Origin of the sequence: Serratia sarumanii, assembly GCF_029962605.1 — a bacterium.
Classification (GTDB): domain Bacteria; phylum Pseudomonadota; class Gammaproteobacteria; order Enterobacterales; family Enterobacteriaceae; genus Serratia; species Serratia sarumanii.
Genome location: NZ_CP124750.1, coordinates 1,214,120 through 1,237,216, shown reverse-complemented (window position 1 = coordinate 1,237,216; position 23,097 = coordinate 1,214,120). Strand labels below are relative to the sequence as shown.

At 62.9% G+C, this 23,097-nt stretch carries 23 protein-coding genes; 9 read left to right on the top strand and 14 right to left on the bottom strand.

Features of this window, described 5'->3' with window-relative positions; translation table 11 throughout:
* Positions 1 to 2 precede the first annotated feature (2 nt).
* From SSARUM_RS05830 to SSARUM_RS05785, 10 genes are all read right to left on the bottom strand, one after another.
* On the bottom strand, positions 3 to 1,022 hold the full coding sequence (locus SSARUM_RS05830) for a DUF979 domain-containing protein (protein WP_060429671.1): 1,020 nt from the start codon (positions 1,020 to 1,022) through the stop codon (positions 3 to 5).
* Entirely contained in the window at positions 1,019 to 1,750 is a 732-nt protein-coding gene (locus SSARUM_RS05825; protein ID WP_015376970.1) for a DUF969 domain-containing protein, read from the bottom strand. The genes SSARUM_RS05830 and SSARUM_RS05825 overlap by 4 nt, the downstream gene beginning before the upstream one ends.
* Before the next feature lie 78 nt (positions 1,751 to 1,828).
* The gene (gene pxpA, locus SSARUM_RS05820; protein ID WP_033647161.1) at positions 1,829 to 2,569 is read right to left on the bottom strand and encodes a 5-oxoprolinase subunit PxpA; all 741 of its coding nucleotides are present in this window, start codon (positions 2,567 to 2,569) and stop codon (positions 1,829 to 1,831) included.
* Positions 2,559 to 3,491, bottom strand: a complete 933-nt coding sequence (gene pxpC, locus SSARUM_RS05815) for a 5-oxoprolinase subunit PxpC (RefSeq protein ID WP_039566927.1) — start codon at positions 3,489 to 3,491, stop codon at positions 2,559 to 2,561. The genes pxpA and pxpC overlap by 11 nt, the downstream gene beginning before the upstream one ends.
* Positions 3,485 to 4,135 (bottom strand): 5-oxoprolinase subunit PxpB, encoded by a 651-nt coding sequence (pxpB, locus tag SSARUM_RS05810; protein WP_089185370.1) that lies wholly within the window; start codon positions 4,133 to 4,135, stop codon positions 3,485 to 3,487. The genes pxpC and pxpB overlap by 7 nt, the downstream gene beginning before the upstream one ends.
* 159 nt (positions 4,136 to 4,294) lie before the next feature.
* Positions 4,295 to 5,038, bottom strand: coding sequence for a type 2 GTP cyclohydrolase I (locus SSARUM_RS05805; RefSeq protein WP_060429669.1), 744 nt, complete (start codon positions 5,036 to 5,038; stop codon positions 4,295 to 4,297).
* A gap of 18 nt (positions 5,039 to 5,056) precedes the next feature.
* The gene (locus SSARUM_RS05800; protein ID WP_060431686.1) at positions 5,057 to 6,037 is read right to left on the bottom strand and encodes an MBL fold metallo-hydrolase; all 981 of its coding nucleotides are present in this window, start codon (positions 6,035 to 6,037) and stop codon (positions 5,057 to 5,059) included.
* A gap of 22 nt (positions 6,038 to 6,059) precedes the next feature.
* Positions 6,060 to 7,490 carry a deoxyribodipyrimidine photo-lyase gene (phrB, locus tag SSARUM_RS05795; protein ID WP_060429665.1) on the bottom strand — a complete coding sequence of 477 codons (1,431 nt, stop codon included), beginning with the start codon at positions 7,488 to 7,490 and terminating at the stop codon, positions 6,060 to 6,062.
* Between the two features lie 15 nt (positions 7,491 to 7,505).
* Complete coding sequence (locus tag SSARUM_RS05790; RefSeq protein WP_033647169.1) at positions 7,506 to 8,462, bottom strand: YbgA family protein; 957 nt, start codon at positions 8,460 to 8,462, stop codon at positions 7,506 to 7,508.
* Positions 8,463 to 8,602: 140 nt separating this feature from the next.
* Complete coding sequence (locus tag SSARUM_RS05785) at positions 8,603 to 8,812, bottom strand: YbfA family protein (RefSeq protein WP_004939916.1); 210 nt, start codon at positions 8,810 to 8,812, stop codon at positions 8,603 to 8,605.
* A gap of 440 nt (positions 8,813 to 9,252) precedes the next feature.
* Here SSARUM_RS05785 and SSARUM_RS05780 point away from each other — a divergent pair, with 440 nt between their 5' ends.
* The 6 genes from SSARUM_RS05780 (at position 9,253) to kdpE (ending at position 17,190) form a co-directional block, all read left to right on the top strand.
* Positions 9,253 to 9,342 carry a K(+)-transporting ATPase subunit F gene (locus SSARUM_RS05780; RefSeq protein ID WP_016928742.1) on the top strand — a complete coding sequence of 30 codons (90 nt, stop codon included), beginning with the start codon at positions 9,253 to 9,255 and terminating at the stop codon, positions 9,340 to 9,342.
* Positions 9,342 to 11,030 (top strand): potassium-transporting ATPase subunit KdpA, encoded by a 1,689-nt coding sequence (kdpA, locus tag SSARUM_RS05775; RefSeq protein WP_039566930.1) that lies wholly within the window; start codon positions 9,342 to 9,344, stop codon positions 11,028 to 11,030. Before SSARUM_RS05780 ends, kdpA begins: the two co-directional genes overlap by 1 nt.
* A 26-nt stretch (positions 11,031 to 11,056) precedes the next feature.
* Positions 11,057 to 13,126: a potassium-transporting ATPase subunit KdpB gene (gene kdpB / locus SSARUM_RS05770; protein ID WP_060387384.1), complete on the top strand. Its 2,070-nt coding sequence runs from the start codon at positions 11,057 to 11,059 to the stop codon at positions 13,124 to 13,126.
* Positions 13,127 to 13,144: 18 nt separating this feature from the next.
* On the top strand, positions 13,145 to 13,714 hold the full coding sequence (kdpC, locus tag SSARUM_RS05765) for a potassium-transporting ATPase subunit KdpC (RefSeq protein WP_060387812.1): 570 nt from the start codon (positions 13,145 to 13,147) through the stop codon (positions 13,712 to 13,714).
* A gap of 73 nt (positions 13,715 to 13,787) precedes the next feature.
* On the top strand, positions 13,788 to 16,484 hold the full coding sequence (kdpD, locus tag SSARUM_RS05760; RefSeq protein ID WP_060429663.1) for a two-component system sensor histidine kinase KdpD: 2,697 nt from the start codon (positions 13,788 to 13,790) through the stop codon (positions 16,482 to 16,484).
* 16 nt (positions 16,485 to 16,500) lie between these two features.
* Complete coding sequence (gene kdpE / locus SSARUM_RS05755) at positions 16,501 to 17,190, top strand: two-component system response regulator KdpE (RefSeq protein WP_033637458.1); 690 nt, start codon at positions 16,501 to 16,503, stop codon at positions 17,188 to 17,190.
* Positions 17,191 to 17,217: 27 nt separating this feature from the next.
* On the opposite strand, the gene SSARUM_RS05750 is transcribed toward kdpE, so the two are convergent.
* The 4 genes from SSARUM_RS05750 to seqA all read right to left on the bottom strand — a co-directional run bounded on the left by SSARUM_RS05750 (position 17,218) and on the right by seqA (position 20,613).
* Positions 17,218 to 17,517 (bottom strand): DUF3861 domain-containing protein, encoded by a 300-nt coding sequence (locus tag SSARUM_RS05750; RefSeq protein WP_033655173.1) that lies wholly within the window; start codon positions 17,515 to 17,517, stop codon positions 17,218 to 17,220.
* A complete protein-coding gene (locus SSARUM_RS05745) occupies positions 17,517 to 18,158 on the bottom strand; it encodes a PadR family transcriptional regulator (protein WP_060429661.1) in 642 nt (213 codons plus the stop codon). Before SSARUM_RS05745 ends, SSARUM_RS05750 begins: the two co-directional genes overlap by 1 nt.
* A 192-nt stretch (positions 18,159 to 18,350) precedes the next feature.
* A complete protein-coding gene (pgm, locus tag SSARUM_RS05740; protein WP_060418725.1) occupies positions 18,351 to 19,994 on the bottom strand; it encodes a phosphoglucomutase (alpha-D-glucose-1,6-bisphosphate-dependent) in 1,644 nt (547 codons plus the stop codon).
* A gap of 76 nt (positions 19,995 to 20,070) precedes the next feature.
* Positions 20,071 to 20,613, bottom strand: a complete 543-nt coding sequence (gene seqA / locus SSARUM_RS05735; protein ID WP_033637454.1) for a replication initiation negative regulator SeqA — start codon at positions 20,611 to 20,613, stop codon at positions 20,071 to 20,073.
* Between the two features lie 224 nt (positions 20,614 to 20,837).
* Between seqA and ybfF the strand changes: the two genes are divergently transcribed.
* The 3 genes from ybfF (at position 20,838) to fldA (ending at position 22,959) form a co-directional block, all read left to right on the top strand.
* The gene (gene ybfF, locus SSARUM_RS05730) at positions 20,838 to 21,611 is read left to right on the top strand and encodes an esterase (protein WP_079656284.1); all 774 of its coding nucleotides are present in this window, start codon (positions 20,838 to 20,840) and stop codon (positions 21,609 to 21,611) included.
* Positions 21,612 to 21,867: 256 nt separating this feature from the next.
* On the top strand, positions 21,868 to 22,155 hold the full coding sequence (gene ybfE, locus SSARUM_RS05725; RefSeq protein ID WP_004939936.1) for a LexA regulated protein: 288 nt from the start codon (positions 21,868 to 21,870) through the stop codon (positions 22,153 to 22,155).
* A 264-nt stretch (positions 22,156 to 22,419) separates the two neighbouring features.
* Positions 22,420 to 22,959, top strand: a complete 540-nt coding sequence (fldA, locus tag SSARUM_RS05720; RefSeq protein WP_004939938.1) for a flavodoxin FldA — start codon at positions 22,420 to 22,422, stop codon at positions 22,957 to 22,959.
* Positions 22,960 to 23,097 lie beyond the last annotated feature (138 nt).

Sequence of the window (23,097 nt, the reverse complement as noted above, 5' to 3'; positions counted from 1 at the left end):
TCCTACAGGAACATCAGGAAATACAGCAGGAACACGTTAACCAACAGCAGTAGCACGCCGGTCGGCACCTGCGCCTTGATCACCGCATTCTTGTCCGGCAGCTCCAGCAGCGCCGCCGGCACGATGTTGAAGTTCGCCGCCATCGGCGTCATCAGGGTGCCGCAATAGCCGGAGAACATGCCGATCGCCGCCATCACCGCCGGGTTGCCGCCGTGCTGCAACACCAGGATCGGAATGCCGATGCCGGCGGTAACGATCGGGAAAGCGGCGAAGGCGTTGCCCATCACCATGGTCAGCACCGCCATACCGATAGCGTAGACCGCCACGGCGATAAAGCGGCTATCCACCGCCAGATACTCCTGGGTCAAATGCGAGATCGCGGTGCCGACGCCGGCGACGGTAAACAGCAGCCCCAGCGTGGCGAGGATCTGCGGCAGAATGAACGCCCAGCCGATCGAATCCAGCAGGCGCCGCGCTTCCTGTATCGGCTGCAGGGCCTTCTCATGGGTCATTTTCACCGCGATCGCCAGACCGATCAGGCAGCCGACGGTCATCGAGAACAGGGTGATCAGCGTCGCATGGTTGCCGCTGCCGAATACCGCGCTTTGCAACGCCGGCACGTTGTTGAACAACAGCACGCCGATCACCGTCACCACCGGGATTGCCAGAGCGGGAATAAACAGCTTGTTGCCCAGGCGCTTGGCGCTGGCCTCGCGCTCCTGCGGCGTCCGTTGATGATAGCTGCCGAGGCGCACACCGCCAAAGCCGGCAATCAGGGCCATCACCACCACCACCACGCCAACAATGATGTGCAGCATGCGTTTTTCGTTGCTGCCCTCGCCCAGCACGTCGCCCAGCAGGCGGTAAGTCCAGTCGCCGACCAGGAACACCAGGCCGTACAGCCCCCAAAACAGCCCGGTGGTGATGCGGCGCGGGTTGGCGCGATCGCGGAAGGACATCACCGCCACAATCAGCAGCACCGCGCCGGCCAGCCAGTAGAGATATTGTTGCTGGAAGTTCATCGTGCCTCCCCCTTCGCCTGCAGCGCCGCCTGATTCAGCTGCGCCAGCTCGGCGCTCAGCTGCTTATCCATCCGATACAGCCGGAACGCGTGGATCAGGAAAGCGAAAATCGCGGTCGGAATGCCCCACAGCGCGATATGCAGCGGCTCGGTCTGAATGCCGCCGGACTCCAGCATAAAGTTGTGCATGAAGATGATCGCGCCGAAGGCGACGAAGATATCCTCGCCGAAGAACAGCCCGACGTTGTCGGTCGCGGCCGACATGGCGCGCAAACGGTGGCGCGTGCGCTCCGGCAGCTCGCCGTAGCGGTTTTCCGTTGCCCCTTCCGCCATCGGCGCCAGCAGCGGCCGCACCATCTGCGGATGCCCGCCCAGGCTGGTCAGCCCCATCGCCGCGGTAATCTCACGCACGAACAGGTAGACGATCAGCAGACGGCCGGCGGTGGCGCTTTTGATCCTGGCGATCCACGCCTGCGCCCGTTCTTTCAGCCCGTGGCGCTCCAGCAGGCCGATCACCGCCAGCGGCAACAGCAGGATCAGCGGCAGGTTGCGGGTGTTGAGAAAACCCTCGCCGAGCTTTTCCAGAATGACGTCCAGCGGCATCAGCGCCGCCAAACCGGTGATGATGCCGGCGGCGATCACCACCAGCACCGGGTTGAAACGCAATACAAACCCGACCACGATGGCGGCGATGCCGATCAGTGGCCAGAGATTCACGGCCTGTTCCATAGTCTTCCCTCGATATTTTCTAATAGTTTTTTGCTTGTGATGTTGTGTCTTGCTTTATTGCTTTATTGCTTTATTGCTTTACTGCTCCGCGCTGACGCGGATGCCCTGCTGAACAAAACTGTCCCGCAGCTTGCGCGCATACGCCAGCGCATGCTCGCCGTCCCCGTGCAGGCAGACGGTTTCCGCCTGAACGGCAGTCCAGACGCCATCCACGCTGCGCACCCGGTGATGGCGCACCATCTCCAGCGTTTGCGCCAGCGCCTGTTCGTCATCCTCAATCAGCGCCCCCGGCAAACCGCGCGGCACCAGCGTACCGTCGGCCTGATAGCCGCGATCGGCGAACACCTCCTGTCGGGTGGTCAGACCGAGTTGTTCCCCGGCGCGAATCAGCTCGCTGCCGGCCAGCCCCACCAGCCGCAGCGCCGGATCGACCGCCTGCACCGCCCGGGCGATCGCTTCCGCCAGCGCCGGCTCAACCGCCGCCTGGTTGTACAGCATGCCGTGCGGCTTAACGTGCACCATCACCCCGCCCTCGGCGCGGGCGATCGCCGCCAGCGCCCCGAGCTGATACACCACCTGCGCGTACACCGTTTCCGGCGGCAGCTGCATGCGGGTGCGGCCGAAGTTCTCCCGATCGGGAAAACTCGGGTGGGCGCCGATCGCCACGCCGTACTGCAATGCCCAGCGCACCGACTGACGCATGGTCTGCGCATCGCCGGCGTGAAAGCCGCAGGCGATGTTGGCCGAGCTCACCAGTTGCAACAGCGCCTGGTCGTTGGCGCAGCCTTCGCCGAGATCGGCGTTCAAATCAACGATCATGTAACCCCCAGGCAATCTGTCGAAGGAAGAGATCCTGCTCGGCTTTGGCGCGCTGCGCCTCGGCCAGTGAGCAGAGAACGAAGTGGATCGGTTCGCCGAGACGGATCTGCGCCAAGTGGTAGAGATCGGCCTCGATCACACAGGCGATACGCGGGTAACCGCCGGTGGTTTGCGCATCGGCCATCAGCACGATCGGCTGGCCGTTGTGCGGCACCTGCACCACGCCGGGCAGCAGGCCGTGCGACAGCATCTCTCTATCGGTGGTGCGCTCCAGCGGCGTACCGCCGTGCAGGCGGTAGCCCATGCGGTTGCTCTGCGGGCTGAGCTGCCAGGCGGTGCGCCAGAACGTGTCCTGCGCCTCTTCGCTGAATTCGGCGTACTCCGGCCCCGGCAGCGCGCGGATGCGGTTGGTGAACAGCAGCTGCTTCACGCCACAGCGGTGTTGCGGCAGCGCGGTGGATTTGCCCAGCGGCAGCCGATCGCCGTCCTTCAGATTACGGCCCTCGTGGCCGCCAAAGGCGGCTTTCATGTCGGTGCTGCACGATCCCAGCATTTCCGGCACGGCGATGCCGCCCGAGACCGCCAGGTAGCTGCGCATGCCACGTTTCGGCGTGCCCAGCGCCAGCCGCTGCCCCTTTTTCACCGGGTAGCGCCAGCCGGTCCACAGCGGCTTGCCGTCCAGCTGCGCGTCGCAGCCGGCACCGGTCAAGGCGATCCAGCCAGGGCGGGTAAACTCGGCGCTGAACTGGCCGAGGGTGATCTCCAGCCCGGCGGCCTCCGGCGCATTGCCCACCAGCAGGTTGGCGATCTTCAGCGCCGGTTGATCCAGCGCCCCGCCGGTGCTGATGCCCAGGCGGCGGAATCCCTCGCGGCCCAAATCCTGCACCGTGGTATAGATGCCGGCACGCAGAATAATCAGCATACGCCCTCCTTCTGCGGCACGAAGCGCACGTTATCGCCCGGGCGCAGCAGCGTCGGCGGCATTTCATGCGGATTGAACAGCGCCAGCGGCGTGCGGCCAATCAGCTGCCAGCCGCCGGGCGTCACCAGCGGATAGATGCCGGTCTGGCCGCCGCCGATGCCGACGGAGCCGGCCGCCACCGCCAGACGCGGCTCAGCGCGGCGCGGCGTCGCCAGCTGTTCCGGCATGCCGCCCAAATAGGAGAAGCCCGGCTGAAAGCCGAGGAAATAGACCACGTAGGCCGCCGCCGCGTGGCATTCCACCACCTGCCGCGGCGTCATGCCGGTATGGCGCGCCACTTCATCCAGATCGGGGCCTTGCTCCCCGCCGTAGACCACCGGAATATCCACCTGGCGCGATTCCGGCGTCAGGCTCTCTTTGCTTTCCCAACCTTGCTGCAGCAATGCGAGCATCGCGTCGGCCTGCGGCGTATGCAGCAACAGCGTCAGGTTATTCATCCCCGGCACCACTTCCCGCACGTCGGGGTGGTGATTCAGCTTTTCCGCCAGCGCCCAGATGCGCTGCTGGCTCGGTAAGGTCACCGGCGGCAACAGTTCAAGCACTACCGCTCTTTCACCCAACAGGTAATAACGTGCTTGTTGCACCCTTATTCTCCTTATTATTATCGCGATGAAAAACACACCAGTTATGCGTGACGCGGCCCCGGCTGTCAATAGAACGCAACCATAGGGAAAATAAGGAAATAGCGCGATAGAAGGATTCAGCCGGCGCACAGGCCGGGCTGGATCCGGGGAAGAAAAAAATCAGGCGGGATTCGGGATGTCGATAAAGGTCACATCAAAGCCGTGGTGCTGCGCCAGCCAGTCGCCCAGCGCCTTCACGCCGCCGCGCTCGGTGGCGTGGTGGCCGGCGGCGAAGAAATGCACGCCCATTTCGCGCGCGCTGTGAATGGTCTGCTCAGACACTTCACCGCTGATGAACGCATCGACGCCGAAGCGCGCCGCGCTGTCGATAAAGCCCTGGCCGCCGCCGGTGCACCAGGCCACCCGGCGAATGTGCTCAGGCGCGTTATCGCCGCAGTGCAGCACCGCGCGCCCCAGCCGGTTTTCGATACGCTGCTGCAGCGCTTCGCCGGTCAGCGGCTGTTCAAATTCGCCGTGCGGCACCAGCGGCTCGACGTCGCCAATCACCCGAATGCCCAGCGTCTGCGCCAGCTGCGCGTTGTTGCCCAGCACCGGATGCGCGTCCAGCGGCAGGTGGTAGCCATACAGGTTGATATCATGGGTCAGCAGCGTTTTCAGGCGGTTGCGCTTCATGCCGCGCACCGCCGGCACCTCGTTTTTCCAGAAATAACCGTGGTGCACGATAATCGCGTCGGCCTGATGCGCCACCGCGGCGTCCAGCAGCGCCTGACAGGCGGTGACGCCGGTCACGATGCGCTGCACGTGCGGGCGGCCTTCTACCTGCAATCCGTTGGGGGCGTAGTCCTGAAACGCCGCGGCGTTCAGTTCCGTGTTGATCAGTTGTTCCAGATCGAGGTTACGCATTCTCTTCTCTCTTCATAGTCAAAATGTCTGCCGGTCGCCCTGCGCCATCAGGATGAATTTCACGCCCAGATCGTTGCCCTGCGCCAGCTGCTGCGCAATGGCGGCGCGCGTGTCTTCGCCCTGCTTCAGGCTGGGCTTGATGTGGCTGATCACCACCGGCAAACCGTTCAGCGAGCCTTCGCCGCCGCTGTACTGCGTCAGGTTCTTCAGCTCCTTCAGCAGCCAGGCTGGCGTCAAATGGCCGTACAGATGTTTATCCTCCACCCCGTTAGGGTAAGAGGTTTCGATAATCATGCCCTTGAGCTTCTTCTGCTCGACAAGCGGCCCCAGCGCGCGCCAGACGGTATCGAGATCGCGCGACTGCTCGACCTTATCCGGCCCGGTATCGCCGAAGTAGGCGAAGAACTCGCTGCCGTTGGAAATCAGCAGCATCGACGACGGATAGCGATCGTGGCTAAGCGGGTACATCACGCCGGTCAATCCGGTCAGGCCGAGGGTAAACCGCTGCTGCGGCCGCACCGTTTGCAGCCGGTAGGTGCCCAGCCGCGAGCCGTTGCCGGCGTCGGTAAAGTTCGGCCACGCCTTCCAGTTGAAGTAGTGATTACGCAGGGTCAGTACCGTGTCCGCCTGGGCGTAAACGGTTTTTTTATTGTCCTCGGGTGAGCCGAGGATCAGCCCCGCCACGTGGTCCAGGTGGCCGTGGCTGATAAAGTAGCTGCCGATCAACTGCCGGAACACATAGCCCTGCGGCGTGTAAGGCGCGGCCAGCTCGGGCGTCACCTGCGGGAAGCTGCCCTTCTCCAGCCCTTTGGCGATGCCTGGCAGCAGCGAACCGGCGTCCAGCGCCACATACCGCGGCTGATTGTCGCTGCGGATCAGGTAGGAGGTCAGATTGCCGTCGCTGACGCCGCCGTCGACGCCGAGCGCCACCACGTCAAAGCCGGCGATCGCCAGCGCGGAATAGCCGCTCAGGCACAGGGCCAGCACCTTTTTCATCATTGCGTCGCTCCTTGCAGTTGCCTCAAGACTCTCCCCGTTTCGCCGCCTCGAACGCCGCCAGCGTCTCCAGACGGGCTTGCTTATGATCGACGATCGGCAGCGGGTAGTTCAGCGTGCATCGCTGCTTTTCCGCCCAGCGATGGGGATGATGGATGTCATTGTCGGGCACATCCGCCAGTTCCGGCAACCATTTACGGATAAAAGTGCCTTGTGGATCAAAACGTTCACCCTGAGTCGTCGGGTTGAAGATGCGGAAATACGGCGCGGCGTCGGTGCCGGTGGATGCCGCCCACTGCCAGCCGCCGTTGTTGGCCGCCAGATCCCCATCCAGCAGTTGCGACATGAAATAGCGCTCCCCGGCACGCCAGTCGATCAACAGATCCTTCACCAGAAAACTGGCGCTGATCATGCGCAGCCGGTTGTGCATCCAGCCGGTGGCATTCAGCTGGCGCATGGCGGCATCGACGATCGGATAGCCGGTCTCGCCCCGCTGCCAGGCGTGCAGCTTCGCCGCGTCATCGCACCAGCGCACCTTGTCCGTCCAGGCAATAAACGGCCGATGGCGGCACAGATCGGGATAGGCCACCAGCAGATGGCGATAGAACTCACGCCAAATCAGCTCGTTGAGCCAGGCGAAGGCACCGCTTTCGCGATCTTCCAGCAGCTGCGGGCATTCGGCGCGCAGGCGGTTGAAGCACTGGCGCGGCGACAGCGCGCCGATCGCCAGATAGGGCGACAGGCTACTGGTGCCGGCGAGGGCCGGCAGATCGCGCTGCCGGAGGTAATCCTGCACCTGCTCGCGGCAAAAGGCGCGCAGCCGCTGCAACGCGGCCTCCTCGCCGGCGGGATAGCCATCCCCAGTCTCCGCCGTAGGGTAATCGAACGCCGCCGGCGCTTCAGGCGCAGGCAACGCGCCACCGGCGCGAGTCTTCGGCGCCGGCAGGCAGCTCACGTCGGACTCGGTCAGGCGTTGAAGAAAAGCGTTGCGAAACGGCGTATAGACCTTGTACATCTCGCCGCCGCCGGTGAGTACGCTGCCCGGCGGCAACAGCAGGCTGTCATCGAAACCGTGACACCTCACCCGGCCACTCAACCGCTGTTCCAGCCGCGCATCGCGCCGCCGTTCGTTCAGTTCGTACTGGCGATTGTAAAACAGCGCATCCACCTGCTCTCGCTCGCAATAGTCCGCCAGCCAGTCGATCGACGCGGCAAAGTCCGCACAGGAATGGCAATGCAGCGCAATGCCCTTGTGCGCCAGCGCCTGCTGCACCGCCTGCAGGCTGGCGTGGATCAGCGCCGCCTGCCGCGGCGCCATCTCATGTTGCCGCCACTGCTGCGGTGTGGCGATAAACACCGCCAGCACCCGGGCTTCGGGATCGCTGCAGGCGGCGTGCAGGGCTTTGTTGTCGGTGATACGCAGATCGTTACGCAACCAGACCAGATGCGTGGTCATAAAACTCCTTGTCAATCAATGGCCGTAACGCAAACGCAGCGCCTCCGGATAAGGTTCGAAATAGCGTTGTTCCGCCAGATAGCGATCGGGGTATTCCGCCATGTAATGCTTGAGCAGCGCGATCGGCGCCAGCAGCGGCTGCATGCCCTGCCGGTAGCGGTCGATCAGGTGCGCCAGCTCCTGGCGCTGCGCCGTACTGAGCTGACGGCGGAAATAGCCCTGCACGTGCATCAACACATTGGTGTGGTTGCGGCGCGTTGCCTTGTGCGCCAATAGCGCCATCAGGCGGCTGCGGTATTCAACGGCGAAGGCCTCCAGAGAGTCCCAGCGGTGAATATCGGCGACGAAGCGCCCCAGCTCGCGATACGCCGGCTGCGAATGCGCCAGCAGCGACAGCTTGTAGCGGCTGTGAAACGCGATCAGCCCGCCGCGGGTCAGCCCCTGGCGCCACAGCATGTTCAACTCGTACAGCGCGTACACCCGCTCGATAAAGTTTTCCCGCAGTGCCGCATCCTGCAAACGTCCGTCTTCTTCCACCGGTAGCCACGGCATCTGGCGCAGCAGTTCGGCGGTAAACAGCCCGACGCCGTTTTTACGCGAGTCCTTGCCGTTTTCGCTGTAGACCCGCACCCGCTCCAGGCCGCAGCTCGGCGACTTGGCGCAGACGATATAGCCGCACAGATGCTGCAAGGCCGCCACGCGCTGCGCGGAGAAGCCGCGCATTTCCTCGGTCAGATCCACGCCGGCGTCGTTGCTGTAGCGCATCGCCGGCCACGGCTGCGCCTGCTTCACCAAGCGCAGCGCCGGGCGTGGCGTAGGCAGGCCGATCGCCATTTCCGGGCAAACGGGCTCAAAGCGCACATAGGGCGCCAACTGTTCCACCGCAAAGGCCAGCCGTTTGTGGCCGCCGTCGAAACGCACCGCGTCGCCCAGTAAACAGGCGCTGATGCCGATAGGGATCTTGTCGCTCATACCGCTCTCCCGTGTTGTTGACCGATGAGGAAAGTGTAGAAGAATGGCTTGCCGAATACGACCTTGCGCTTGATAGGGCCGGCTATAGGCATAAAAAAACCCTCGCCGCAGGGCGAGGGTTTTCGTGAATCGGCAGTGGCTCAGTAGAAATCGCAGGACGCCAGTTCCGCCTGCTGCAGCCAGACCGGCTTATCGCTGGTTTTTGACCAGACGCGGTGCAGGTAGCTGTAAAAACGCCCGCGATCGCTGCGGAACAGCATCACCGGCAGGGCCAAAATGCCCGCGATAACCACTGCGCTGCGGCGCAGGAGAATCCGATGCAGTGAATAAGCGTGATAGGTCGTAGACATGCGAACCTCCTAAAAACGCCTGCCGTTGATTTGTCAGGGAAAACGGCGTCGGCGTATCAAATGAACAATCGGTAATTTGGTAACTGGACAAAATTTTAGCGCACTTGATGAAAGTTTACTACTCATCCGACCACTAAATCGCACAAAAAATCGCTAATCTCCGCCGCGATTCGTAATTTTGTTACACCCAGGTTAATTTTTAACTAAACATGGGTTACATTGTGGTTATTATCTGGTTCATTATTTCCCGCTTACGCCCGTTCTCATTCCCCCATCAAGCCCCCTTTCGCCACCGGCCTGATGATTGAAATGCTAAATTTTCGCTGAAATTTCAGCCATTTTTATACTTTTTTTACACCCGCCCGCGCGATTTTTTCATCTTCTTTCTACCCCTCTCCCTACACTGCCTCTATCAAAAACAACACCTCTGGAGGTGTCCCGTGAGTTTCAGCGTTATTGGTGGTGCGCTGTTGGTTCTGCTGCTGTTGGCCTATCTGGTCTACGCCCTGTTTAACGCGGAGGATTTCTGATGGCGGCTTCAGCCTTTTTACTGATCGCCAGCTTCCTGCTGGTGCTTCTGCTGCTGGCCCGGCCGCTGGGCGGCTTTATGGCGCGCCTGATCGAAGGTGAACCGCTGCCTGCGCTGCGCGGGGTAGAAGCCGGCGTCTGGCGCGCCTGCGGCATCCGCGCCACCGAGATGAACTGGTGGCAGTACGCGCTGGCGATCCTGGCGTTCAACCTGCTCGGCCTGGCGCTGCTGTTCGCCCTGCTGATGACGCAGGGCTCGCTGCCGCTCAACCCGCAAGGCTTCCCGGGCCTCTCCTGGGATCTGGCGCTCAACACCGCCGTCAGCTTCGTCACCAACACCAACTGGCAGGCCTACAGCGGCGAAAGCGCCCTCAGCTATTTCAGCCAGATGGCCGGGCTGGCGGTGCAGAACTTCGTCTCCGCCTCTACCGGCATCGCCGTGGCCTTTGCGCTGATCCGCGCCTTTACCCGCCGCGCCGGCAATACCGTCGGCAACGCCTGGGCCGATCTGTTTCGCATCACGCTGTATGTGCTGCTGCCGATCGCGCTGCTGATCGCCCTGTTTTTCGTCAGCCAGGGCACGCTGCAAAACTTCCTGCCTTACCTGCACGTCACCACGCTCGAAGGCGCGCAGCAGACGCTGCCGATGGGGCCGGTGGCCTCGCAGGAAGCGATCAAGATGCTCGGCACCAACGGCGGCGGCTTCTTCGGCGCCAACTCGGCGCACCCGTTCGAGAACCCAACCGTGCTGACCAACTTCGTGCAGATGCTGGCCATCTTCCTGATCCCCTGCGCGCTGTGCTTCTCCTTCGGCCAGTTGGCCGGTGAAAACCGCCAGGGCCATACGCTGATCTGGGCGATGGCGCTGATCTTCGTGGCGGCGGTGGTGGCGGTGATGGTCGCCGAGCTGGCAGGCAACCCGCACCTGAGCGCGCTGGGCGCCGACAGCAACATCAATATGGAAGGCAAAGAGTCGCGCTTCGGCATTCTCGCCACCAGCCTGTTCTCGGTAGTCACCACCGCCGCGTCCTGCGGGGCGGTCAACGCCATGCACGACTCCTTCACCGCGCTGGGCGGCATGGTGCCGATGTGGCTGATGCAGATCGGCGAAGTGGTGTTCGGCGGCGTCGGCTCCGGCCTGTACGGCATGCTGCTGTTCGTGCTGCTGACGGTGTTTATCGCCGGTCTGATGATCGGCCGCACCCCGGAATATCTGGGCAAGAAGATCGACGTTTACGACATGAAGATGACCGCGCTGGCGATCCTGGTCACGCCGACGCTGGTGTTGCTGGGCAGCGCGCTGGCCATCGGCACCGACGCGGGCCGCGCCGGCATCCTCAACCCGGGCGCCCACGGCTTCAGCGAAGTGCTGTATGCCCTGTCCTCCGCCGCCAACAACAACGGCAGCGCCTTCGCCGGGTTGAGCGTCAATACGCCGTTCTACAACCTGCTGCTGGCCTTCGCCATGTTCGTCGGCCGCTTCGGGGTGATCCTGCCGGTGCTGGCGATCGCCGGCTCGCTGAGCGCCAAGCAGCGCCAGCCGGCGGGCAACGGCACCCTGCCGACCTATGGGCCGCTGTTTATCGGCCTGCTGATCGGCACCGTGCTGCTGGTGGGCGCGCTGACCTTCGTGCCGGCGCTGGCGCTGGGCCCGGTGGCCGAGCATTTGCAGCTTTGGTTGGCAAACTAATCGACGTCACAGAGAGAGAATAAGAGATGACTCGCAAACAACGCGCGCTGTTTGAACCGGCTCTGGTGCGCACCGCGCTGATCGATGCGGTGAAAAAACTGGACCCTCGCGTTCAATGGCGCAACCCGGTGATGTTCGTGGTGTATATCGGCAGCATTCTGACCACCGCCATCTGGCTGGCGATCCTCACCGGCCAAACCGACGGCGCCGCCGCCTTCACCGGCAGCGTCGCCCTGTGGCTGTGGTTCACCGTGCTGTTCGCCAACTTCGCCGAGGCGCTGGCCGAAGGGCGCAGCAAGGCCCAGGCGGAAAGCCTGAAGGGCACCAAGAAAACCAGCTGGGCGAAAAAGCTGGCCGGCCCGCGCCGCGACGGCGCCACGGAGAAAGTGGCCGCCGAGAGCCTGCGCAAAGGCGATATCGTGCTGGTGGAAGCCGGCGATACCATCCCGTGCGACGGCGAAGTGCTGGAAGGCGGCGCCTCGGTGGATGAAAGCGCCATCACCGGCGAATCCGCGCCGGTGATCCGCGAGTCCGGCGGCGACTTCTCCTCGGTCACCGGCGGCACCCGCGTGCTGTCCGACTGGCTGGTGGTGCAGTGCAGCGTCAACCCGGGGGAAACCTTCCTCGATCGCATGATCGCCATGGTGGAAGGCGCCAAACGCCGCAAAACGCCGAACGAGATCGCACTGACTATCCTGCTGGTGGCGCTGACCATCGTGTTCGTCCTGGCCACCGCCACCCTGTTCCCGTTCTCGCAATACAGCGTGGAAGCGGCCGGCAGCGGCAGCGTGGTCACCATCACCGTGCTGGTCGCGCTGCTGGTCTGCCTGATCCCCACCACCATCGGCGGACTGCTGTCCGCCATCGGCGTGGCCGGGATGAGCCGCATGCTCGGCGCCAACGTGATCGCCACCAGCGGCCGCGCGGTGGAAGCCGCCGGCGACGTGGACGTGCTGCTGCTGGATAAAACCGGCACCATCACGCTGGGCAACCGCCAGGCTTCGGAGTTCCTGCCGGCGCCGGGCGTGAAAGAGCAAGAGCTGGCGGACGCCGCGCAGCTGGCCTCGCTGGCGGACGAAACGCCGGAAGGCCGCAGCATCGTGGTGCTGGCCAAACAGCGCTTCAACCTGCGCGAACGCGATCTGCAGGCGCTGAACGCCACCTTCGTGCCCTTCTCCGCCCAGACCCGCATGAGCGGCGTCAACGTGCAGGAGCGCATGATCCGCAAAGGCGCGGTGGACGCCATTCGCCGCCACGTCGAAACCAATCAGGGCCACTTCCCGCGGGCGGTGGACGATCTGGTGGAAAGCGTGGCGCGCACCGGCGGCACGCCGCTGGTGGTGGCGGAAGGCGCCCGGGTGCTGGGCGTGGTGGCGCTGAAGGATATCGTCAAGGGCGGCATCAAGGAACGCTTCAATGAGCTGCGCAAGATGGGCATCAAAACGGTGATGATCACCGGCGATAACCCGCTGACCGCGGCGGCGATCGCCGCCGAAGCCGGGGTGGACGATTTCCTGTCGGAAGCCACGCCGGAAGCCAAGCTGGCGCTGATCCGCCAGTATCAGGGAGAAGGCCGTTTGGTGGCGATGACCGGCGACGGCACCAACGACGCCCCGGCGCTGGCGCAGGCCGATGTGGCGGTGGCGATGAACTCCGGCACCCAGGCCGCCAAAGAGGCGGGCAACATGGTCGATCTGGATTCCAACCCGACCAAGCTGATCGAAGTGGTGCACATCGGCAAACAGATGCTGATGACGCGCGGCTCGCTGACCACCTTCAGCATCGCCAACGACGTGGCCAAATACTTCGCCATCATTCCGGCGGCGTTCGCGGCCACCTACCCGCAGCTGAACGCGCTGAACGTGATGCACCTGCACTCCCCCGCCTCCGCCATCATGTCGGCGGTGATCTTCAACGCCCTGGTGATCGTGTTCCTGATCCCGCTGGCGCTGAAAGGGGTGAGCTATAAACCGATGAGCGCCGCGGCCCTGCTGCGCCGCAACCTGTGGCTGTACGGGGTCGGCGGTCTGCTGGTGCCGTTCATCGGCATCAAATTGATCGACCTGATCCTGGTCGCGCTGCACGTCGCCGGTTAACCATTGAGGGAAATGAACATGACTTATTTACGACCTGCGCTGGTGATGCTGATTTTGCTGACGCTGATCACCGGCATCGCCTATCCGCTGCTGACCACCGGGCTGGCGCAGCTGCTGTTTCCGGCCGCGGCCAACGGCTCGCTGCTGTACCAAGGCGACAAGGCGGTCGGCTCCGCGCTGATCGGCCAGAACTTTACGCGCGCCGACTATTTCTGGGGCCGCCCGTCGGCCACCGGCGATTCGGCCTATAATCCACAGGCCTCCGCCGGCAGCAACCTGGCGGCCACCAACCCGGCGCAGGATAAGGCTATCGCCGAACGCGCAGCGCAGCTGCGCCAAGCCAACCCGGCAATGAGCGGCCCGATCCCGGTCGATCTGCTGACCGCCTCCGGCAGCGGGTTGGATCCGCAGATCTCGATCGCCGCCGCGCAATATCAGCTGGCGCGGGTCGCGGCGGCGCGTCATCTGCCGCCGGAACAGGTCGCCAAACTGATCGAAGACAACACCGATCGGGCCACGCCCAACTTCATGGGGGAATCGGTGGTCAACGTGCTGAAGCTGAACCTGGCGCTGGATGCGTTGAAGTAACGCGCCGTATTCAGCATAGTGATAGGGTTCGGCATGCCGAACCCCTTTTTGCTTGGTAACACAAGGAATTGTCATGGTCGAAGAAGAGCAGCAGCGCCCCGATCCCGATAGCCTGCTGGCGCTGGCCAATGAAAAGCCGCGCGGCCGGTTGAAGGTATTCTTCGGCGCCTGCGCCGGCGTGGGCAAAACCTACGCCATGCTGCAGGAGGCCCAGCGTTTGCGCGCTCAGGGGCTGGACGTGCTGGTCGGCGTGGTGGAAACCCACGGCCGCAGCGAGACCGCCGCCCTGCTCGACGGCCTGTCGCTGCTGCCGCAAAAACGCATCCAGCATCGCGGCCGGCTGGTGCATGAATTCGATCTCGACGCCGCGCTGGCGCGCCACCCGGCGCTGGTGCTGATGGACGAACTGGCGCACAGCAACGCCCAGGGTTCGCGCCACCCCAAACGCTGGCAGGATGTGGAAGAGCTGCTGGACGCCGGCATCGACGTGCTGACTACCGTCAACGTGCAGCATCTGGAAAGCCTGAACGACGTCGTGGGCGGCGTGACCGGCGTGCGGGTGCGCGAAACGGTGCCCGACCACGTGTTTGACGAAGCCACCGAAGTGGTGCTGGTCGATCTGCCGCCGGACGATCTGCGCCGGCGGCTGCACGAAGGCAAAGTGTATATTCCCGGTCAGGCCGAGCGCGCCATCGAGCACTTCTTTCGCAAAGGCAACCTGATCGCCCTGCGCGAGCTGGCGCTGCGCCGCACCGCCGATCGGGTCGATGATCAGATGCGCGAGTTTCGCGATACCCAGGGGCGCGAGAAAGTGTGGCACACCCGCGACAGCATTCTGCTGTGCGTCGGCCACAACAGCGGCAACGAAAAGCTGGTGCGCATCGCCGCCCGGCTGGCGGCGCGGCTCGGCTGCCACTGGCATGCGGTCTACGTGGAAACCCCCAAGCTGCACCGGCTACCGGAAAACCAGCGCCGCGCCATTCTGCGCGCGCTGCGGCTGGCGCAGGAGCTGGGGGCAGAAACCGCCACCCTGGCCGATCCGTCCGAAGAGCGCGCGGTGCTGCGCTACGCCCGCGAGCATAACCTCGGCAAAATCATCATCGGCCGCCGCAGCGAACAGCGCTGGAAGCTGCGCGGCAGCTTCGCCGATCGCCTCGGCCGGCTGGGCCCGGATCTCGATCTGGTGATCGTGGCGCTGGAGAACGACGCCGCGCAGCCGCCGCCGGGCAAGGAGCACGACGGCCGCAGCTTCAATGAGAAATGGCGCATGCAGCTGCGCGGCTGCGCGGTGGCGGTGGCGCTGTGCGCGCTGATCACCCTGCTCTCGCAGTGGCTGCTGCCGGGCTTCGATCAGGCCAACCTGGTGATGATCTATCTGCTCGGCGTGGCGATCGTCGCGCTGTTCTTCGGCCGCTGGCCGTCGGTGCTGGCGGCGGTGATCAACGTCGCCAGCTTCGATCTGTTCTTCGTCCAGCCCGAATGGTCGTTCGCCGTCAGCGATATGCAGTATCTGCTGACCTTCGGCGTAATGCTCGCCGTCGGCATCATCATCGGCAACCTGACCGCCGGGGTGCGTTATCAGGCCCGGGTGGCGCGCTACCGCGAGCAGCGGGCGCGTCACCTGTACGAAATGTCGCGCGGGCTGAGCCGCGCGCTGACCGTGGCCGACATCGCCAACACCAGCCGTCATTTCCTCTCCAGCAGTTTCCAGGCGAAAACCGTGCTGCTGCTGCCGCAGGAAGACGGCCGCCTGCAACAGATGGTCGGCGAGGAAGGCGGGCTGCTGTCGGTTGATGAAGCCATCGCGCGCTGGAGCTTCGACAAAGGCCTGCCGGCAGGTGCCGGCACCGACACCCTGCCCGGCGTGCCTTACCAGCTGCTGCCGCTCAATACCCCCAAGCAGACCTTCGGCCTGCTGGCGATCGAGCCCAACAACCTGCGCCAGCTGATGGTGCCGGAACAGCAGCGGCTGCTGCAGACCTTCGCGGTGCTGATCGCCAGCGCACTGGAGCGGCTGCACCTGGCGCGCAGCGCCGAAGAAGCCAAGCTGGACGCCGAGCGCGAACAGCTGCGCAACTCGCTGCTGGCGGCGCTGTCGCACGATCTGCGCACGCCGCTGACCGTGCTGTTCGGCCAGGCGGAAATCCTCACGCTGGACCTGGCGGCCGAAGGCTCCAATCACGCCACCCAGGCCAGCCAGATCCGCCAGCAGGTGCTGAGCACCACCCGGCTGGTGAACAACCTGCTGGATATGGCGCGCATCCAGTCCGGCGGTTTCAGCCTGCGCAAAGAGTGGCAGTCGCTGGAAGAGATCGTCGGCGCCTCGCTGCACATGCTGGAGCCGCTGCTCAGCCAGCATCCGATCGTGGTCGAGCTGCCGCCGGAACAGATCCTGGTCAACTGCGACGGCAGCCTGCTGGAACGGGTGTTCACCAACCTGTTGGAAAACGCCAATAAATACGCCGGCGCCGAGGCCACCATCGGCATTCGCGCGCGCACGCTGCCCGAGTGGCTGGAAGTCGAGGTCTGGGATAACGGCCCCGGCATCCCCGCCGATCAGCTGCAGCTGATTTTCGACAAGTTTTCACGCGGCAATAAAGAGTCGGCGATCCCCGGCGTCGGCTTGGGGTTAGCGATTTGCCGTGCCATTATTGAAGTGCATGATGGCCGCATCTGGGCGGAAAACGGCGCCAACGGCGGCGCCAGCTTCCGCTTCGTGCTGCCGCTGGAAAAACCGCCCGAGATCGACGGTGACGCCTTCGATCTGTAATCAACGCAGGGGAAACGTGAGCATAACGCCAACCAACATTCTGATTGTTGAAGATGAAAAAGAGATCCGCCGCTTCGTGCGCACCGCGCTGGAGAGCGAAGGCCTGCGGGTGTTTGAAAGTGAAACGCTGCAGCGCGGGCTGATTGAAGCCGGCACGCGCAAACCGGATCTGATCATCCTTGATTTGGGGTTGCCGGATGGCGACGGGCTGAGTTACATCCGCGATCTGCGGCAGTGGAGCGCCATTCCGGTGATCGTGCTGTCGGCACGCAACGCCGAGGAGGACAAGATCGCCGCACTGGACGCCGGCGCCGACGACTACCTCAGCAAGCCGTTCGGCATCGGCGAGCTGCTGGCGCGGGTGCGGGTCGCGCTGCGCCGCCACTCCGCCAGCCAGCAGGAAAGCCCGCTGGTGAGTTTTTCAGCGATCACCGTCGATCTGGTGAATCGCCGGGTGCTGCGCAACGACGAAGATTTGCACCTGACGCCGATCGAGTTTCGCCTGCTGGCGGAACTGCTGGCCAACGCCGGCAAGGTGATCACCCAACGTCAGCTGTTGAGCCACGTCTGGGGGCCGAACTACGTGGAGCACAGCCACTACCTGCGCATCTACATGGGCCATCTGCGGCAGAAGCTGGAAGCCGATCCGGCCCGGCCCAAACACCTGCTGACCGAAACCGGCGTCGGCTACCGCTTCATGCCTTAACCCCGGCGGGCGCGGTGTGCCGCGCCTTTACGCCGCCGGGCCTTTCTTCAATCCGACCATAAATTCCTTAAACGCATCGCGCAGCGGAGCGAACACCGGGTGTTTACGGTTTTCGATCATCACTTCGGAGAACAGCTTCAACCCCACGGCGAAGGCCGCGCTCTGCTCGGGGCCGAAGTTCAGATCGTCACGCGCCCGGATGCGCTCGACGATCTCGAGAATATCGTCGTGGTTGGTCACTTCAAAACTCAGCGGCGCTTTCTCGACGGGATTGCCCTGGCGATCGCTCAGGGCTTCAACGGTAATAGTAAAACGGTGGCCGGGCATCAGTTCTTCTCCTGCTGCGTGGGTTGAATATGCATTTCGCTTTCGATCGCCGCCACGGCGGTCAGCAACGCGGCGTTGATGCGCTCCACCTGCTGCGGCGTGAGATCGGCGCGCATCACGTTGCCGCGCAGCAGGCTGCGCAGGCGGTTCATGGCGTCGTAGATGCCTTCCGCCAGGTTGCCGTGCCGATGATGCTCGCGGCCGGCACCCGCCAGGCGCGCCAGAATGACGTCAACCGCCTGTTGATGCTTTTGCAGCTCGCCCTCGCCCACCGCGGTGATGCGGTAGCTTTTGCGGCCGTTGCCGGTGGTGAGCGGCTCAAGGAAATCCTGCTCTTCCAGCAGCGTCAGCGTGGGGTAAATCACCCCCGGGCTCGGCACGTACAGGCCGGAAGAGGCTTCCTCAATCGCCTTGATCAGCTCATAGCCGTGGCTGGGCTTGCGCGCCACCAGCGCCAGCAACACCAGGCGCAGATCGCCGTGTTCGAACAGACGATGACGCCCGCCCCGGCCGCCGCGCCCACCCCGGCCGTGCTCTTCGCCGTCGCCGCCGAAATGATGGCGCCCGCCGCGATGACGGCGGCCCTCTTCACATTCATGATGGTGATGGTGATGCCGGTGTAAACCTAATCGATGAAACATAGGGTGATACCTCGCTTTAACAGTGAACATCAATACGAGGTTGTTTAGATATATCTAAACAGCGTCGATAACGCTAATCTAGATCGATATATCTAAATTCGCAAGCGCGCACCGATAAAAAGATATATCTAAATTGAAGACATAAAAAAAAGCGCTGTAAAAACAGCGCTTTTTATCAATCAGGGAAAGTGATTACTTGGCGGAAGCCAGCACTTCGCTGACGATTTCGACCGCTTCATGCTCAATCTTCTCGCGGTGTTCCGCGCCGAGGAAGCTCTCGCAATAGATCTTGTAAGCCTCTTCGGTACCGGAAGGACGAGCCGCGAACCAGCCGTTGTCGGTCATCACTTTCAGCCCGCCGATCGAGGCGCCGTTACCCGGCGCCGCGGTCAAACGTGCGGTGATCGGATCCCCGCCCAGCGTACTGGCCTTGACCATCTCCGGCGACAGCTTGGACAGCGCCGCTTTCTGCGCATGGGTTGCCGGCGCCTGGATGCGGTTATAGCTCGGCGCACCGAAACGCTTGGCCAGATCGTCATAGTGATGCTGCGGGTTCTCACCGGTTACCGCGGTGATTTCAGCCGCCAGCAGGCACATGATGATGCCGTCTTTGTCCGTCGACCACGGCTGGCCGTTGAAGCGCAGGAACGAAGCCCCGGCGCTCTCTTCGCCGCCGAAGCCCAGGCTGCCGTCGAACAGGCCGTCCACAAACCATTTGAAACCGACCGGCACTTCCACCAGCTTGCGGCCCAGGTCGGCCACCACGCGGTCGATCATCGCGCTGGACACCAGCGTTTTACCGACTGCGACATCGGCGCCCCACTGCGGGCGATGTTGGAACAGGTAGTTGATGGCTACCGCCAGATAGTGGTTCGGGTTCATCAGGCCTTTCGGCGTGACAATGCCGTGGCGGTCGTAATCCGGATCGTTGGCGAACGCCAGATCGAATTTGTCGCGCAGCGCCAGCAGGCCGGCCATCGCCGACTCGGACGAGCAGTCCATGCGGATGATGCCGTCGTGATCCAGGTGCATAAAGCGGAAGGTCTGATCGATGGAGTCGTTCACCAGCGTCAGATCCAGCTTGTAGTGTTCCGCCACGCGCTGCCAATAGGCGATGCCGGAGCCGCCGAGCGGATCCACGCCCAGCTTCAGGCCGGCGCGTTGAATGGCCGGCATGTCGACCACCTCAACCAGGCCTTCGACATAAGGCTGCACCAGGTCTTTGGCGTGCAGGTGGCCACTGTTCCAGGCCTTGTCCAGCGACTGGCGCTGAACGCCTTTCAGCTGCTGCGCCAGCAGTTCGTTGGCGCGCTTCTCGATCACCGACGTCAGGTTGGTGTCAGCCGGGCCGCCGTTCGGCGGATTGTATTTGATGCCGCCGTCTTCCGGCGGGTTGTGGGACGGCGTAATGACGATGCCGTCGGCCTGCGCGCCGCCGCGGCGGTTGTGGCACAGAATGGCGTGCGATACCGCCGGCGTTGGCGTGAAACCGTTATTTTCCTGCACGATCACATCGACGCCGTTGGCGGTCAGCACTTCCAGCACGGAAATGAAGGCCGGCTCAGACAGCGCATGGGTATCTTTGCCCACGTAGCACGGGCCGGTGGTGCCCTGCTGATGACGAACTTCGGCGATCGCCTGAGCGATGGCGAGGATGTGCGCTTCGTTGAAGCTGTGGCGCTGCGCGCTGCCGCGGTGGCCGGAGGTGCCAAACTTCACCGCGTGTGCGGCATTGCCGGCTTCAGGTTGCAGCACATAGTACTGCGACGTCAGCTGGGCTACGTTGATCAGATCGCTTTGGCAGGCGGGCTGCCCGGCACGTGGATTATTCGCCATCGACATATCTCCCTCATCCCTGTCGGTGACCGGGCAATACGTCGCGCACGGCCAGCATGACGGGCTGTTCGCTAAATTAGACGGTACCGCAAACTTTCTCGATCAGTTCCGCCGGGAACTGCATCGCCTGCATGATGTGTTCGATCATGCTGCGTTTGCGGCCGGTATTGGTATTGGTGATCACCCAGTAAGGGGTGCCCGGTACATGCTTCGGCTTGGTATGCGTGCCGTTGGCCAGCAGGGTCTGCTGATCGCCGGCGAAATAGGTGCGGGTACGGCCGGTCAACGCCTCGGTGGCGGCGGCGAAACCGGCGGCATCGAGGGTGTACAGCGTGGACAGCACCAGCATGAAACGGTTGACCGCTTTGTTCTGCTCGGCGTATTCATCCGATAACAGCAGCTCACGCATGGCGCGCACGCGATCGCGCGGACGCTGCGCCGGCGCCGCTTTTTCCAGCTCGACGGACTGCGGGGCACTGGCGGCAGGCAACGCGCGCACCGGCTGCCCGGCGGTGAATTTCAACATGCGGCGTAAAATATCGGACGCGCTTTCACCGATGTGTTGCGTGTGGCTGGCAATATAACGGTAAAGCTCTTCGTCGACTTCAATAGTTTTCATCTTTATCCAATACTGTTTTTTCTACTTAGAACCTGAAGCCAGATCCTGCATTCAAGCCATGGGATTATAAGGTTAAAAGCGCTGGGGCGAACACAACAATGTGCCTCCGGACGGCAAATGCAGACTAATACCTATAGCCGGCACTGCCAAGCCCGCGCCGCGAAAATTCCGCATGATTCATCGTGCGATTCAATCATGATACCCTAATCTGAATCTCTCTCAGTATGAACTTCGCCATGAAATTACATTATCAACTGCTGGCCGCCGAGTCAGACGCGCTGCCGGTGCTGCTGATCCACGGGCTGTTCGGCAATCTGGACAACTTGGGCGTGCTGGCGCGCGATCTGCATAAACAGCACACGGTGATCAAGGTCGATCTGCGCAATCACGGCCTCTCCCCGCGCGCCGACGACATGAACTATCCCGCCATGGCACAGGATCTGCTGGCGCTGCTCGACGAACTGCAGCTGGAGAAAGCGATCGTCATCGGCCATTCGATGGGCGGCAAAGCGGCGATGGCGCTGACCGCCATCGCGCCCGAGCGTGTCGCCAAGCTGATCGTTATCGACGTCGCGCCGGTGGATTACCAGACCCGCCGCCACGACGAGATTTTCGCCGCGCTGAAGGCCGTCAGCGCCGCCGGCATCACCCAGCGCCAGGCGGCCGCCGAGCTGATGCGCGACTACCTGCAGGAAGAAGGCGTGATCCAGTTCCTGCTGAAGTCCTTCCACAACGGCGAATGGCGCTTCAACCTGCCGGTGCTGATCGCACGCTACGAAGACATCACCGGCTGGCAGGAAGTTCCGGCCTGGCCGCACCCGACCCTGTTCATTCGCGGCGGCCTGTCGCCGTACGTGCAGGACAGCTACCGTGCAGACATCGCCCGCCAGTTCCCGCAGGCTCGCGCGCACGTCGTCGCCGGCACCGGCCATTGGGTGCACGCCGAAAAACCGGAAGCGGTGCTGCGCGCCATCCACCGTTTCCTCGACGAAGCCTGAAAAACACGCTCCCCTGGCGAAAAAACGCGCTAAAGATAACGGCTTAGCGCGTTTAGCCCGCAGTTAGGCATTGTCGCCGCTCCATCTGCTGGGGTAATATGGCGCGCTATAATTTTGCCGCCGCGCCAGCGCGTTCATGAACGCCGGTTCGGGGGTGAATTTGGGTTAGGGTTTATTGGCCCGAAGTGTGTTAACCGATGCCTCCGGAAGCGTGCGAGCGCTTTTTGATGCAAACTCCCTTGCAGTACCGCTACCTATGGCAAAAGAACAAACGGATCGCACGACGCTGGATCTGTTCGCAGATGAACGCCGTCCGGGGCGCCCGAAAACCAACCCGCTCTCCCGCGATGAACAGCTTAGAATCAATAAGCGCAATCAGTTACGGCGCGATAAAGTGCGTGGATTGCGGCGCGTAGAGCTGAAAATCAACGCGGATGCGGTGGACGCCCTGAACAAACTGGCGGAACAGCGCAACATCAGCCGCAGCGAACTCATCGAGCAGATGCTGTTGGCGCAACTGGCGGAAGAACAGCCGGAACATTGATCTCTTCGGCCGCACGCGCGGCGCGGCGTTAAGGACAACGCCGGATCGACCACGCTTTTCTTCATTCTCCGGCATCGCATAAATGCGATAAAACCCCGGCGCCACTTTCTGGCATGATACGCATTTACCGGCTAGAGACTGCGCCTGTCGGCGCCCGCCCCGGAGGCGAAAGGCTCTTGCCATGGCATCATTTTAATCGGCGTCAGCGGCGGCAGTGCCGGCGTCGAGTAATGCAATTACTTGAATTTAAAGGTTATACGCGATATGGCTACTGTAGGCATTTTCTTTGGCAGCGACACTGGCAATACCGAAAACATTGCCAAAATGATCCAGAAAATTCTCCAGAAACAGTTTGGCGACGACGTCTCTGAAGTGCATGACATCGCTAAAAGCAGCAAAGAAGACCTGGAAGGGTTCGATATCCTGCTGCTGGGTATCCCGACCTGGTACTACGGTGAAGCACAGTGTGACTGGGATGATTTCTTCCCGACGCTGGAAGAAGTCGACTTCAACGGCAAGCTGGTGGCGCTGTTCGGCTGCGGCGACCAGGAAGACTACGCGGAATACTTCTGTGACGCGATGGGCACCATCCGCGACATCATCGAACCGCGCGGCGCGGCCATCGTGGGCCACTGGCCGACCAAGGGCTACCACTTCGAGGCCTCCAAAGGCCTGGCGGACGACAACCACTTCATCGGTCTGGCGATCGACGAAGACCGCCAGCCGGAGCTGACCAACGAGCGCGTGGACGCCTGGGTCAAACAGATCGTCGAAGAGCTGAGCCTGGCCGATATCGTCGGCTAAGCCCGGCACTGGCGAAAGGTTGAACAAAGGCCCTGTAAAGTGCATAGTGTGCCCACAGGGCCGTCATCGGCAGCAGGGATTGCTGCGATAGAAGCTACAGATTTGTAACTTCCCACCCCGTCACGGTAGACTGAGATA